Source organism: Pseudomonas extremaustralis (assembly GCF_900102035.1).
GTDB classification, from domain to species: domain Bacteria; phylum Pseudomonadota; class Gammaproteobacteria; order Pseudomonadales; family Pseudomonadaceae; genus Aquipseudomonas; species Aquipseudomonas extremaustralis.
The window spans coordinates 3523410-3536295 of sequence record NZ_LT629689.1; the positions used below are offsets into that span (position 1 = coordinate 3523410).

Annotated in this window: 11 protein-coding genes and 4 pseudogenes; 6 read left to right on the forward strand and 9 right to left on the reverse strand. The window is 56.6% G+C overall.

The window, feature by feature from the left end; all coding sequences use genetic code 11:
• Positions 1–83: 83 nt before the first annotated feature.
• Complete coding sequence (locus BLR63_RS16190) at positions 84–1877, reverse strand: UvrD-helicase domain-containing protein (protein WP_010567759.1); 1794 nt, start codon at positions 1875–1877, stop codon at positions 84–86.
• Positions 1877–4015: an ATP-dependent nuclease gene (locus BLR63_RS16195; protein ID WP_010567760.1), complete on the reverse strand. Its 2139-nt coding sequence runs from the start codon at positions 4013–4015 to the stop codon at positions 1877–1879. The genes BLR63_RS16190 and BLR63_RS16195 overlap by 1 nt, the downstream gene beginning before the upstream one ends.
• A 631-nt stretch (positions 4016–4646) precedes the next feature.
• Between BLR63_RS16195 and BLR63_RS16200 the strand changes: the two are divergent.
• The 3 genes and pseudogenes from BLR63_RS16200 to BLR63_RS16210 all read left to right on the forward strand — a co-directional run.
• Positions 4647–4891: pseudogene (locus tag BLR63_RS16200) on the forward strand (hypothetical protein); the annotation flags it as partial.
• 66 nt (positions 4892–4957) lie between these two features.
• The gene (locus tag BLR63_RS16205) at positions 4958–5257 is read left to right on the forward strand and encodes an MbcA/ParS/Xre antitoxin family protein (protein WP_010567761.1); all 300 of its coding nucleotides are present in this window, start codon (positions 4958–4960) and stop codon (positions 5255–5257) included.
• A 169-nt stretch (positions 5258–5426) separates the two neighbouring features.
• Positions 5427–5921, forward strand: a complete 495-nt coding sequence (locus tag BLR63_RS16210; protein ID WP_050901356.1) for a hypothetical protein — start codon at positions 5427–5429, stop codon at positions 5919–5921.
• 109 nt (positions 5922–6030) lie between these two features.
• Here BLR63_RS16210 and BLR63_RS16215 read toward each other — a convergent pair.
• The 3 genes and pseudogenes from BLR63_RS16215 to BLR63_RS16225 form a co-directional block, all read right to left on the reverse strand.
• Positions 6031–6285: pseudogene (locus BLR63_RS16215) on the reverse strand (transposase); the annotation flags it as partial.
• A 186-nt stretch (positions 6286–6471) separates the two neighbouring features.
• Complete coding sequence (locus BLR63_RS16220) at positions 6472–7647, reverse strand: hypothetical protein (RefSeq protein ID WP_042947785.1); 1176 nt, start codon at positions 7645–7647, stop codon at positions 6472–6474.
• Between the two features lie 281 nt (positions 7648–7928).
• Positions 7929–8651, reverse strand: a pseudogene (locus BLR63_RS16225) (SOS response-associated peptidase family protein).
• 99 nt (positions 8652–8750) lie between these two features.
• Between BLR63_RS16225 and BLR63_RS16230 the strand changes: the two are divergent.
• Together BLR63_RS16230 and BLR63_RS16235 are read left to right on the forward strand one after the other, a co-directional pair.
• Positions 8751–9182, forward strand: coding sequence for a LexA family protein (locus BLR63_RS16230; RefSeq protein ID WP_042947787.1), 432 nt, complete (start codon positions 8751–8753; stop codon positions 9180–9182).
• Positions 9169–10446 (forward strand): Y-family DNA polymerase, encoded by a 1278-nt coding sequence (locus BLR63_RS16235; protein ID WP_010567767.1) that lies wholly within the window; start codon positions 9169–9171, stop codon positions 10444–10446. The genes BLR63_RS16230 and BLR63_RS16235 overlap by 14 nt, the downstream gene beginning before the upstream one ends.
• Positions 10447–10587: 141 nt before the next feature.
• Here the strand turns inward: BLR63_RS16235 and BLR63_RS16240 are convergent, their stop codons facing one another.
• The 3 genes from BLR63_RS16240 to BLR63_RS16250 all read right to left on the reverse strand — a co-directional run bounded on the left by BLR63_RS16240 (position 10588) and on the right by BLR63_RS16250 (position 11821).
• Complete coding sequence (locus BLR63_RS16240) at positions 10588–10860, reverse strand: hypothetical protein (RefSeq protein ID WP_010567768.1); 273 nt, start codon at positions 10858–10860, stop codon at positions 10588–10590.
• 106 nt (positions 10861–10966) lie between these two features.
• Positions 10967–11248 (reverse strand): hypothetical protein, encoded by a 282-nt coding sequence (locus BLR63_RS16245; RefSeq protein WP_010567769.1) that lies wholly within the window; start codon positions 11246–11248, stop codon positions 10967–10969.
• A 339-nt stretch (positions 11249–11587) separates the two neighbouring features.
• Positions 11588–11821, reverse strand: a complete 234-nt coding sequence (locus BLR63_RS16250; RefSeq protein WP_010567770.1) for a hypothetical protein — start codon at positions 11819–11821, stop codon at positions 11588–11590.
• A gap of 202 nt (positions 11822–12023) precedes the next feature.
• Here BLR63_RS16250 and BLR63_RS31900 point away from each other — a divergent pair.
• A pseudogene (locus BLR63_RS31900) lies at positions 12024–12113 on the forward strand (tyrosine-type recombinase/integrase); the annotation flags it as partial.
• Positions 12114–12533: 420 nt separating this feature from the next.
• On the opposite strand, the gene BLR63_RS32200 reads toward BLR63_RS31900, so the two are convergent.
• Entirely contained in the window at positions 12534–12830 is a 297-nt protein-coding gene (locus BLR63_RS32200) for a BPSL0761 family protein (protein WP_081480409.1), read from the reverse strand.
• Positions 12831–12886: the final 56 nt, after the last annotated feature.

Sequence of the window (12886 nt, forward strand, 5' to 3'; positions counted from 1 at the left end):
CCTGACCTGCCTTGTTGGTTCAACTAACCACGTCAGTTCTGGTCGCGCGAGGGTCAAAGTCAACTCATTCTCTTTTCCGCGTCTCATACGTCGTCGTAGTTGAATACGCAGGCCGCTAGCATTCGCGTGGGCACATACACGTTGTATCTCCCCCTTTTACGGCCGGTCTCCGAAAAAAGATGTAGGTTCTTTCTGGCACGCGAGCCCACGACGTAGAGCAGCTTCTGCGCGCTCGTATCCCCGTCCGCGTCATTGAAGTGCGGCACCATTCCTTCCAGCAGCGCATACGCAATAACGACATCAAACTCGGCACCCTTCACACCATGAATAGTAGACACGGTGATTCCTGTGCGGTTTTGGAATACTTTCCTGAAGAAAGCAATGTCCCCAATTGCGTCAACCCCTTCCGCTTCGAGCTTCGCAATGCGCGATTCAGAGCTTTCGAAGAACGCTTGATGGTGCTCCTGCAACTGCGCGAAATCGCTGATCTGAATACCAAGTCGCTCGAACAAAGTTGCAAAGAAGCGCCGCAGGTAGGCCAAACCGTTGTCCTCGTCGATGGGAATCGCATTGCACTCCCTAAGGAAGGACTTTCGCGATAGTCGTGAGGTCTCAATGCCTGCGTCCTTCATCTCACTGATCACCTCTCCCGCCCAGCGAAGCCGGCGAACATAGAGGGACGGTGACGGCTCCGTAAGGGCAAGTCTCGACAGCTTGTACCAGAAGTTTTCGATGTCTCTGGCAAACGGCACCATACCTGGACCATCGAACTGGTAGTCAGGCATATTGACGACAAGCTGTCGGGTCATAGAGGCTAAATGGAGCCACTGCGGAGCAAGTACGCAAACCTCGCTCGGCGGTATTCCTAACGTCTCAACGTTGTGCCGAATGAGTCTGACAATTTCGTGTACCAGATCATCTCGGGTAACCCCACTGTCGTACGAAACAAGGCTCGGGTAGACGCGCCCGTCGCCTGCAGCCGCTATCGCCGTGCTGTACACATTGAAATTGCCGAAATAGTCGATGATGCGGCTGGACGACCGATAGTTCTGCGACAACTGCTGCTCAGCAATCCGAACTTCGGTCAGCCTCCTCAGCTCGCCAATTTCAATCGGGTAGCCACCCAACGAACCATAGATTGCCTGATTCGGGTCGCCCACCATGAAAAGCCGCGTTGCGCCTGCCCCCGCACGAAGAATTGACCCCAAAATACTGTACTGAATCTGCTTCGTATCCTGATACTCGTCGACAAGAATGAGTGCGAAGAGCTTCGACAACAGCACACTGATCGCCGGATTCAGGTCGATCAGCTGGCTGGCATGCCACAGGATCAGCTCAAAGTCTATTTGCCTGTTCTCGGCCAGAATCCTGAAATACTCAGCCAAAACCCGATGAATGATTGCGTGCTTTCCCGCGTTCGGGCAGCCCAGGTAGTAGCCGTCAGTGGTGAAGAAATAATCGCAATCGTAGTGAGAGACTCGTTGAGATGCGTATGGCGCGCATAACCGCTCCAGCAACTTCTCTCGTTCATGCTGATCGATTACCCGGTACCCGGGCGCAAGCTCAGGCGCATAGATGCCATATGGTTTGATGATCCATTCCAGGCAGAAAGAGTGAATCGTGCCGATCCAGAGCCGCGACGTATCCACCCCGAGATCTTCAATGCGCTCCTGGATTTCGTCCGCCGCCCGGTGCGTGTAGGTGATGGCAACGATGAATTGCCTGTCCGACTCCAGGCGTGAGAGCTCGTATGCAATCTTGTAGGTTAGGGCCCTCGTCTTTCCGCTGCCAGGACATGCCACCAGAAACACACTTCCGGGCAGCAGGACCGCCTCGCTCTGCTCGGCGTTCAGCTCCCGGCTCGTCCAGGTGAACATCACTCCACGTCGGCCAGGATGGCGTGAATCTGGTCGTTGCGGAGCGCAGGTCCCATAGCTGCCTTGAGCGCCACTAGGTCAAGCGTGCCCTGCCTATAAGCGTTGAGCCGTGCTGTCGCAACATCTGCCACAGCCTGCGGGATGTCCCCTCCCGAAAGCGCGCACTTGACTCTGTAGCTGTAGATATTGAAGAAGAGCTCCACGGTCAAGCTCTCCCGCGCAAAGAAGATGGCCTTACTTATGTACCCGGGAAGGACCGTCTTGTGATTGATGTGCTCGCCAAGAAGAATCGCGAACCAGCCTTTGCCCTGATTCGCCGCCATCGTAAGCACTCGCCTGCCGTACTGTGCCTTGTCCCCCGACATAAGCTCCGCAATGGCGGTCGCCTTAGTGGCCGCTTGCGTATAGACAAGCGGTACAATCGAAGCCATTTGACGTCCATTGCCGGCTGAAATGAAGTCGACCTCCAGCGTGTGGTCTGCGTAGTGCACCGAGAGCCAATCGTTGCCATTCGCGAACGCATCGAGCGCAACCTTGCGTGCAGCACCAACCACTTGTGATGCTAGGCATTTCGCTTTGAACTTTGCTTCAGCTTCTGGCTCGCCGGGAATGGGGGTCGTGTCCACAATCGCTGCGTCCAGGTCGGTGATGATGCTGCAGCGCTTCCTGATTCTCGTGTCGTGGAAGAGGACCGCTACGTTCTGGAAACCCGTACTGCGAATGTTGATCAAACTGACTCCGAGCTCATCCAAGCTTAGGCCGACAACTTTCTTGAACAGAATCGGGATTAGGATTTCCTCTGCGTCACCCTCAACTAGGACAACGCTTTTGGCAAACAGTAGGTTGCTACGAACGGCGTCGAGATAGCGCTGAATATTCCCGATCTCGCTAGGCGACAGGCCTGTTGCCGGCTGATAGGCCTCGCATGCAACGCCGCGACGACCAAGAATGTTCACGTTCTGGACGCTGCTGACCTCAGAGATATGCGTTGAATGCGTTGAATAGATGATCTGAGTGTCGTCGTAGGCAATGCGGTCAAAGAGCGTCTTTTGGATGTGGGTGTGGATATGTGCTTCCGGCTCCTCGATGACGAGAAAGTTCGCTATGGATTGGTGCGCCTTCTGATACTTGAACTCAAGCAGCTTCAGCGTCAGAAATATGAGGTTTGCGCCCCCCAGGCTCAGTTCGTGAATCCCGCCTTCGTAGCCCTCGGCCGACTCACCGACAAAGAGCTTGAGCGACTGAAAGAGCTTGTCCGCTTCGTCCGAAAGATCGGATTTGATCGACAGCGAACTCGGAGAGTAGGTCTCCCCTGCCGCATCTTTGATCGTGTCGCGAATGTCCGTCCGGACCGTTTGCACGTCCTCAAGTGCCTCAATCGAATTGTTCAACGCCAGCACTTGCGCCACTATCGGCGCCATTGTGGCGGGTGCTATCTCACCGCTCTTGCTCTTGAGCAGTGTGAGTAGTGGGTTCGTCCGATTGTTGTGGAACTCGGCGACGACGTCGCGGAGAGCCTGAATGAAGGTAAAGGAGACCTCCTGACTCACCGACAAGAACACAGGCAAACGCGATCCAATTCGAGGATCGTCAACCTCCCCACTGAATACGCAGTTATCAAAGTCGCCCACAAGACTCTTGTAGACTACCTCGTTACCGAAGTTAGCCTCGCTCCTGCCAGTGAAGAGTGTCTCATAGTCAGCAATAGTTATGGCCTGTCGGATAGCGGCCAATCCGGCCAAATCGCCATCATCCAGACTTGCCAGCTTTAGGCGCACTTCTTTCTTCGGCCGAAAGATAAGGTTGTAGGTTGCCCGGCCAACGGCAGCATCCCCTATAACCCCAGCGCCATGCAGGAATAGCGCCTGGATTGCCTCGTCAGGCCCTATTTCATCGAACTCCAGGCTGATGATGATCCAGTGGCCCCGCCACTGCTCGAGTCCCCGGTGAAAGTCCGACTCATCCAGCTTGAACGCCGCGCGGACCATGTTGTCATCCAGCAGCAGGCGTATAGCGCGAAAGAGATTGGTCTTACCAGATCCATTCTCGCCAATGATCGTGTTAACGCCTTTGCTGAGCACGAGTGTCGTATTGGCAAAGTTGCGGTAGTTGACTACCGACAGTTTCGATATGTGCATGGCGCGATGTCCTCCCGGTGTCCACTGCACTTCGCTACTGCAGGCTCCGCCCATGCTATCGAAACGCTACTCATGTTGAAACCTCGGGTTTGCCTTGTACCTCAGCGCTCGCTCGGTCGCCTTGCCTGCTCGTGCCTTATCGGTTCCAACTAGCAACGCTCGGGGCAACGCACCGAACTAGCATTGAGTCGCCGACATGACCTCCATCCCGCCCTCGGTCGCCTTCATCTACCTGGCTGTGGTCATCCACGGATGGAGCCGGCACGTGATCGGTTGATCGGGGACCGTTTTAGGCACAGCAGGCGGCGACGGAAGATAGTTTCAAAATTGCAAGTTGCCATCTGTGGAGTTTCTACTGCTCAACCTTCGCATCCTGCATGACCGACACAACGGAGAAAGTGAACAGCAAGCGTCAACTCACGGCTGAAAGCTGCTGATGGCGACAGGCAGCTTTTGGCCTGTTGTTGTCTGTCGCGACCGGCTGGTTTGGATCGGTTCCCGCCGGTCGCAGCGGACTGGTTCAGATCCTCTCCGGCCGATCAGAGATCGGTCGGGTGGTTCCTCGGTGTCAAGGGGGCAATCAGCGCTGCCCCGGTGTTTTTCACGTTACCCACCGCCATGCGGATCTGATATCCGCTGTTACAACCATGAGCACCACCACAGCCGCATCCGCTTCGTGACCCCGGCGCAGCAGCATCGCGATGAGGATCATCAGGTGCTGGCCAGGGATTATGCGCTGTACCAGCAAACTCGCCATAAACACCCGCATCGCTGGCAGGTGCAACGCGAAATTGGCAACCTGTCGGTGCCGTCACACTCAACCTAGAGAGGGAGCAAACGGCACTGAAAAGCACGACTGACGCGACACTACCTTGAGAAACACCGGGGACACGGGGCGATTCGTGGCGTATCTTTTCCCTGTTGCCCAGGGAGATCGCATCAGTGGATAAGCCGGCCGAAGATCGAAGCGTCACAGTACTCAAAGGGCTGATCAAGAAGCCCGAAATCCCGGTGTCTGTCGACTCTATGAATCCCATCAGCGCGACGGCACCAGACTGTCTTGCCCAAGTTGTCGTCTTAGCCGAAGAAGTTTTCGAAGACAAGGCCGTTGCCACCTCATGGATGACCACGGCTAACAATGCCTTGGGTGGGAAAACGCCCGTCTCTCTTTGCGAGACTGAGATTGGCGCTCACCAGGTGCTCAGGGTATTGCGTGCAATTGAGTGGGGCGGTGTAGCGTAACAGGCACTCAGCATGGCCAAGGTCTGGGTCGCAGCTAAGAGGTGTGAGCAATTGGAAGCCCCGGAGGTACTGCCTGCATGAAATTATGCCGGCCTTGGTCTAGAGTGATTTGCGGTATCCCAAACGGATAACTGGCTAGGACAGCCAACCTCTCGAAAGGAACTCGACCATGCCTATTCTTCGCTACCTATCCATTTCCCTCGCGTCTGCCCTGGTGGCTTCTTATGCGGCCCTCTGGCTGGCCAAGCCGGCACCCCTGGAGCAGCTCCATAGCGTGGTGCGCCCGCCGTTGAACATTGAGCAGCAGGGGGATGATCTAATGCTGTGGGGTGGCTGGAGCACGGTGGCCGGTTACGAACCACCTGGAGTGAATGCAGTTGAGATCCGCTGCAACCGCGGCAACGGCAGCTGCCTGGAGGCCTATGCCTCAATCCTCCACCACGACGAAGGGGAAGACCTGGAAGCCCAGGTGTTCAACTACGAGGTGGTGGAGTGGACGGAGCAGATGCTGCATGCCATCGGTGTGATGCCCCATGCCGACTGCGTGACACGCAGCCTGGTGGTGGCGCTGCCGGATGGCTCCGCTTCCCTGGAGCTGTTGCCGAAAGGCGATGACTGCGAGTTCGATGCCAGCGCCGCCATGTTGGTGGGTGACCCGCTTTAGCCCTGACAGGCAGCAGCCACCTTGAAAATCGCCGTTGACATGAGGCCCGGCGGATCAAAAAACGACCAATTATTATTGCTTTAATAATTCCAAATAATTTCAACAATCGCTGTCTTATGCGTCGGCTGGACTGGATGCGATTGAGGTAACCGTAGATGTAGATCTTCAACAACACCGCGGGGGGATAGGACGGCCGCCCGGTTACAGCTGGGACCACCCCGTCGAACTCCAGGGTCGCCAGGTCGAGTTGTTCGACAAAGGCCTCAACCACCCGGATTGGGTTCTCTTCAGCGACGAAGTCATCCAGGCACTCTGGCAGCAAACTAACTTGTGTACGGCTCGCCTCTTCGATGAATCGCTTCACGTCGCCCCCGCTGACGTTGCTTCAGCAACTCTAGGCGAGACTGGCGCTTTCACACAGCCTGGGCCGTTACCTGCCAGTCGCGAATGGCCGAAGTCGACCCGAAGCCGACGTCCGGGAAAATAAATTACGCCGACTCCTTTAATATTGGGTATGGCTCGTCGATTCTAGGGGCTCTCGTTGGAAGAGTTAGGCCTCATCGCAGGGTGCCAATGTAAGATCAACAACTTGAGCCAAGTACTCCATTTCTCTTTCGCCGGAGTCAACAAACGCGCAGTTGCTACCGAGCGTACTGGCGCGAAGATGACGTACTCCCGACTTAGTAATGTAGTCAATCTGTACCTTTACGGACTTTGTCGCCTGCCATAGGCCAAGGACAAACTGCGACGCGTGAATGCCTCGCGGCGTCGGCTCCCCGGTCGTGCAGTCTTTGAAGACTGCTATCGAGAGATCAGGTGATACTGAAAGGGAGGCCACCTCGAAGCCTTGCGAGGCAGCGCCGACCACGAACTGAAATTGCAGGTCACTGTCCTTGCGGCCAAAACCTTTGCAGTGGCTTGCCAAGATATTGCCATGATCCATGAAGAAGATCGTGTGCGACGTTCGTATGGCGAGCAGCATGGATAAGATGGAGAAAAGGGCCTTCCATAGGTCGGCGCGTGTGAACTGAATCGTGCGACTGTTCCCTTGGCCGTATCTACAAGTAATGATTGCGGCGCTGCTCTCAATAGAAAAATGCTGCGCGATGTTCCGCCATTGATTCAGCGGAATGTTCCAGGGCTGTGGACGTAGCGCGTTGGCACCCAACACGTGCTCTAAGCGGTTAACGACAGCGCCAAAGTGGAGGGCAAGAATGTCGACTTTGACCGATTGACTGCCGTTGCGCGATTCGTGAAGGTGAAGAAGTTCGCGAAGGTAGGGCAACATGGTCGCTTCAAGAAGGCTTCCGATGTTGCGGAACGCCTCATACGCGAACTCATCGATTGGAAGGTCGTCCTTGTTGACTTCCAGTCGGGCCGAGTTCCAGTAAAACCGAAGTCCTGCCGCAATTTCCTGCTCCCAATTTGAGCAGACTTGAGCGCAGCGATCATGGTCTTCGTCAAGCAGGGAAGACCGCACACTCATGCAAGACCGAAATAGTTCGTATGAGCTGGGGGTCTGTTTGAGTTTCGATACGTTTGTGGCTTCGACAGTCAGAAGGTCAATTCCGTATCGATCCAGCACTACTGTGTTTCGAAACTCTGGTTGCAGAGCTTCGAGAACCGCTGCTCGAACTTCTTCAATGGTGTAGCCGGCCTCAAAGGCCTGCAACAGAGGACTGAATTTGCGTACACCTTCCGTGAGATAGCGTGTGCGTTCTGTCATGAGAAGCGCCGATCTAATGAGGCCTGACTACCATTAGGCATTAGGCGATGTTGCTGTCGGATGACGTTCCATGTTCATACGTAACCCTTGATTCGGCTGAGACCCGAGCTGAAAACGCGACATTGTTGAGGAACAAAAGCGACATGGTTTTCGGGCACCTTACGGCGCGATGGGCATCGTGTCCACCGTCGACTATTGTCCGCAAGCAGACCTTCATGACCGGTCGCTCCTGGCCGCTTCCCGCCGGTCGCTGCTGACTGGTTCAGGTTGTCTCTGGCCGATCAACGCCGGTCGGGTGGTTCCCTGGAGTCAAGGGGGGCAATCAACGCTGCCCCGGTGTTTTTCACGTTACCCACCGCCTTGCTGACCTGGTACCACTCGAATGCCTCGGACTGCAGGCCCAGGTCCTGCACTATCTGCTCGGCCCGCTGCGAAGTTGTGTTCGGGTCTATCCACTCTCGGGCCAAGTCTACTGGTAGCACCACTGGCCTGCGATCGTGGATATCCAGCATGCCGCCCTGGGCGTCGGCGGTGATGATCACGAACCCATCATCCTCGCGAACATCGCTGCCGGCGTGGGGGAGTTGGCCGATGGCGGCGAAGAACATCGGCTCGCCGCTGCGTAGGTGGATGAAGTAGGGCTGCTTGTGCTTGTTGTTCGGATCGGTCTCGTCCTTCACCCACTCATACCAGCCGTCAGCGGCGACCAACGCGCGGTGCGGCCATATCTACTTGAAGAATTTGCCGCTCGCCACCGTCTCGACACGGGCATTGATCGGTGCCGGCATCTTCCCCTTCTTCGCCCAGTGCGGTGCCCACCCCCATCTCACCGCGGCGATCGTCAGGCCGCCTCCCTCCGCGTGCAGCAACTGCACGTTGGTCTGTGGCGCCACGTTGTAGCGTTCGATCGGCAGGTTGTCGTAGCCGCCGATCACTTCCTGCTCGCTGTTCAGCTCGCGGAGGTAATCCGCCATCCCCTGATACTGGGCAAATCGTCCGCACATGACCGTCCGCTCGTCATCGTCTTGATCAATTTGATTGTAGGCTGGCTGGTTTGTTCTGTACTGTACTGTATATGTATACAGTTTTATTACAGATGCACCATGTCCTGCACGATTCTCGGGCCACTGAGCAGCAGCTGTGTGACCCTACCTTTCTATTCCTTCCGCGTTCCGGCCGGGTTTCCCTCTCCGGCGCAGGATCACATCGAAGCCGAGATATCCCTCGACGAGCTGCTCGACCTCCGCGCACCGCATATGTACCTGGTGCGCATCAGCGGCGACAGCATGATCGACGCGGGGCTGTTCGATGGCGACCTGGCGATCGTCAATAAAGCGATGGAGGGGCGGCCTGGACTAATCGTCATCGCCGCGCTCAACGGCGATACGTTGGTCAAGCGCTTGGCCAAGGAAGGCGAACAGATCATTCTGCGGGCCGAGAACGAAGCCTACGCGCCGCGCTACGTACTCGAAGGGGATGAGCTACTGATCTGGGGCGTGGTCACTCACAGCGTGCACTGCCATGCCCCAGGCTGAGTCGGCGATTGCCCTGATCGACTGCAACTCGTTTTACGCCGCTTGCGAGCGGGTGTTCCGCCCAGATTTGCTGCGTACACCTATTGTCGTGTTGTCGAACAACGATGGCTGCGTGATTGCCCGCTCGGCCGAGGCTAAGACGCTAGGTATCAAGATGGGCGAGCCGTATTTTCAGATCAGACAAAAGCTGCGGCAGCACGGCATTTTGGAGTTCTCCAGCAACTACGCGCTTTACGGCGATATGAGTCAGCGGGTGATGACCATCCTTGAGGGGATGGCTCCGGTGCTGGAGGTGTACAGCATCGATGAAGCGTTTGCCGACCTGACTGGTATGCCCGGCAGCTTGGAGGCGCTAGGGCGGGAGATGCGTGCACGGGTGCTGCGCTGCACTGGTATCCCGGTGGGGGTGGGCATTGCCCAGACCAAAACCTTGGCCAAGCTGGCCAATCGTGCGTCGAAGCTATGGCAGCGGCAGACCGGTGGGGTCGTGGATATCCGCCAGCCCGAAAAGCGCGACAAGCTGCTGAAGGTGATGGATGTCAGCGAGGTCTGGGGTATCGGCCGGCAGATGACCGCCCACCTGGCCGACATGAACATTCGTACGGCCTGGGATCTTGCCCAGGCCGACGCCTGGACACTGCGCAGCAAGTTCTCGGTGGTGGTGGAGAAGACGGCCCGTGAGCTGCGCGGCACATCCTGCCTGGCGCTCGAGGAGCAAGTACCGCCGAAGCAAGAGATCTGCTGCAGCCGGATGTTTGGCAAACGCTTGCATGAGCTGTCACCGATCCGCGAAGCGGTGGCCACCTATGCGGCGCGGGCTTGTGAAAAGCTGCGCGCGCAGCGCTCCCTGTGCAAGAAGGTACGGGTCAGCATCCGCACCGGCATGTTCAACCCGGACGAGCCGAAGTTCGCCAGGGGCATTATCTGCGAGTTGCCCTACCCGACCGACGATACCCGGCTGATATCCAAGGCCGCCACCGAGGGGCTGAAACTGATCTACCGGGCCGGTTTTGCCTTCAGCAAGGCGGAGATCCTGTTGCTCGATCTGCGCCAGCGTGGCGAGTTCACCGACGACCTGTTCGTCGCGACACCGCCAGTGACTGCCGAGCGGGTGATGGGCGTGATGGATGCGATCAATGCACGATGGGGACGGGGAACCATGCGGCCTGCGGGGGTGCCGGCAAAACCGGACTGGGGCATGCGACGGGAGATGATGAGCCCGAGCTATACGACGCGGATCGATCAATTATGGACGGTAACGTAAGCGCTTGAGGCGGCCTACCCTGGAAGAGACAGATACCGGCCAAGAGCTGCCTGAGTGCGAACTGATTCGCTTTAGTTGATTCAAGCGTTCATTGCACCAGAGCAGTCAGCGAGGCTGGACTGACTGGCGGCTGTTGCGGCTCTATGATGAAACCTGCCTGATATCCAACACGACCCAGACCTCATACCCTTTCTCCCGTGCTGCTTTCTCGGCCTCGAGTTGGGCAGCGAGTGTACTGATGGAGCGGGAGCGGTGCTCGAAGCGGAACGGCGAGCCACCGTTCTTGCGCACGCTCAATTCAACGAGTGTGAAGGTGGAGTGCTGTTTGGGTATTGGCTGCTTCGATTTCGAAGGCGCGAGGTCTAGGCCAAGTGCGCGCCGCATCTCGACTTCAGTGAGTTTTGTGTCAGTCAAGCTAGATCCCTAGACGATTGCGGGTGACGCCATTGTAGCGAGGAGTCGTGCTGACATGGCCTGAGTTCGATGCTGGCGAGCCAATAACCTCATCTCTGCGATATGGCTACGAGTCGCCAAAGTAGTCATCACGGGCGACTAGTCCGAATGGGCGCTCCTCGCAGGGCTGCTCATCGCTGAACAGATTCTGCGTGCGGCGCTCCTGCTTCAAAAACGCTAGTGCCGCGAAAAAGCAACTTTCGCATAGATTGACTCGATAACGTTCGCCATCATGCCCTGCGCCATAGCCCCAGAGCGCCTGGAGCGTCCCGAACTGCTCGCCGTATCCCGGCACCCTCGTACTGGTAGCGCATACATCGCAAATGGTGTCTTTATGGGTCTCTGTCATCGGGCAGTCCTCGTGTTCGTATTAAAGAGGGTAACCGGGGGCACTGCGCAACGGAGCGCCTTTTGCCAATTTGCCAGCCCCGCTGCGTCAGCTCAAGCATGGTCTGGTGCGCCATGCCAGCGGTGGATGTGGCAGGTCTTCGACAACTGAACTGGGCTATCGAAGGGAGGATTCAAAAGCAGCTGCGCTGATAAACTTATCCACAGTTGCTGATGCAGAAATCAGCAATCCGACTGGGTCAATTTCCCATCAGTGCCAACACTTCAAGCTGTCCATCGACGACCTGTGCCATGATTTGAAGCGCGACGAGTGTCTGGAGATGCGGTTGGCATTGGTTTGTCATGGTTGTCCCCTGCACGTTTCTTGCGTTGCCGGCGGCGACCACTCCATTCCCTCTTCGAGGATCGGATGGCTTTCGCTCACGACGATCAACGGTTTGTTCCGATTCTCCAGCGCGAACATGGCGATGGAGCCTTCGACGTCCGCCACCGGCACCTCCCCCTGTGGGTCAAGCCTGCCAACCCAGACATATTGCCGGGTCTCCAAACATGCAAGGTAATACGAAATACCCATGTTTCCTCCGAATTCGAATCAAGTCTTTTGCTGCGCCAATCCGGAACAGGAGGCAGTACTGCCGCAAACATCAAAGGCAGCGTGACACGCTCACACGACAACTACCTTGAAAATCGCCGCAGCAGCCGACCCGAAGCTGCCTGTTAGGTTCTGACAATATCGTCCATAGACGGACTCAAGGGTCGAAAGATCCGGCCACATCGAGGACTTCTTGTTTCCGAGCCGATTACACGGTTCGGATCATCTCTCCACCAGGCAATACGCACGAACAGTAAAAGCCTGGGTTGCCGCTGGCCGTAGTCTTGTGAGCGTTGACCGGAATTTGGTGAGCGCTGCCGACCTGAAATGCCACCGATAATTAGTGAACGCCCCGATTTCCGTGGTCTCCCTGGCCATCGGCGTGTGCCAAACGCTCGAAAAACCCTGAAATCAGGGCACCGGAAACAGCTGAGCGCTGAAACAACGCTATTGGGTTCCCGAACCAGCTGCTAGCATCAAGCAAGCCATCAGCCACAAACCTGCCATTGGTTTCCATGAAATCCTCTAAACGCCAACCCAAAGCATTGATCGTTGCCCAGTTAGAGGCAGAAGCTCGAAGGCTGGCCGGCGGCATTTCAGAAAATGAACGCAGGTTCCTCAGAGTAGCACTGGAAAAAGGCAAAGAATTGGAGCCTACAGGTCGCTTAGCAGGGCCTTCTGCTTGAGATAGAAATCAATCTATCTCCGTGGTTGAGCTCGAGTTAGAGCTTTCATCACAGAACAGCGGGTCAGCTGCTAACCAGCAGCCCAATGCCGGATGTAGAGGCCCATGCTTGTCCGCCAACAGGGACAATTCCTCTCTCCGCCGCTCTTCAAGCCTGCCTGCGAGCCAGATATCAGCTGCTTTCGGGTAATGTCGTAGAAGGCGTTCAGCCTGGAGGCGTATGGATTCAGGCAGGGATGAATCCCTGGATAAGTCGCGCAAGAAGTCTCTTGTCTGCACCACACTACGGGTGCGCTCATGAACCATGGTCACGGCAACTCTCCTAAATTGTCCGTGGGGGGAGACGGTTTCCCGTCAACAAA

Excerpts from the sequence above, each read along its gene's own strand:
- BLR63_RS16235 (WP_010567767.1), top strand. The coding sequence starts at position 9,169 with ATGCCCCAGGCTGAGTCGGCGATTGCCCTGATCGACTGCAACTCGTTT.
- BLR63_RS32200 (WP_081480409.1), bottom strand. The coding sequence starts at position 12,830 with ATGGTTCATGAGCGCACCCGTAGTGTGGTGCAGACAAGAGACTTCTTG.
- BLR63_RS16220 (WP_042947785.1), bottom strand. The coding sequence starts at position 7,647 with ATGACAGAACGCACACGCTATCTCACGGAAGGTGTACGCAAATTCAGT.
- BLR63_RS16250 (WP_010567770.1), bottom strand. The coding sequence starts at position 11,821 with ATGGGTATTTCGTATTACCTTGCATGTTTGGAGACCCGGCAATATGTC.
- BLR63_RS16195 (WP_010567760.1), bottom strand. The coding sequence starts at position 4,015 with ATGCACATATCGAAACTGTCGGTAGTCAACTACCGCAACTTTGCCAAT.
- BLR63_RS16230 (WP_042947787.1), top strand. The coding sequence starts at position 8,751 with ATGTCCTGCACGATTCTCGGGCCACTGAGCAGCAGCTGTGTGACCCTA.
- BLR63_RS16210 (WP_050901356.1), top strand. The coding sequence starts at position 5,427 with ATGCCTATTCTTCGCTACCTATCCATTTCCCTCGCGTCTGCCCTGGTG.
- BLR63_RS16245 (WP_010567769.1), bottom strand. The coding sequence starts at position 11,248 with ATGACAGAGACCCATAAAGACACCATTTGCGATGTATGCGCTACCAGT.
- BLR63_RS16190 (WP_010567759.1), bottom strand. The coding sequence starts at position 1,877 with ATGTTCACCTGGACGAGCCGGGAGCTGAACGCCGAGCAGAGCGAGGCG.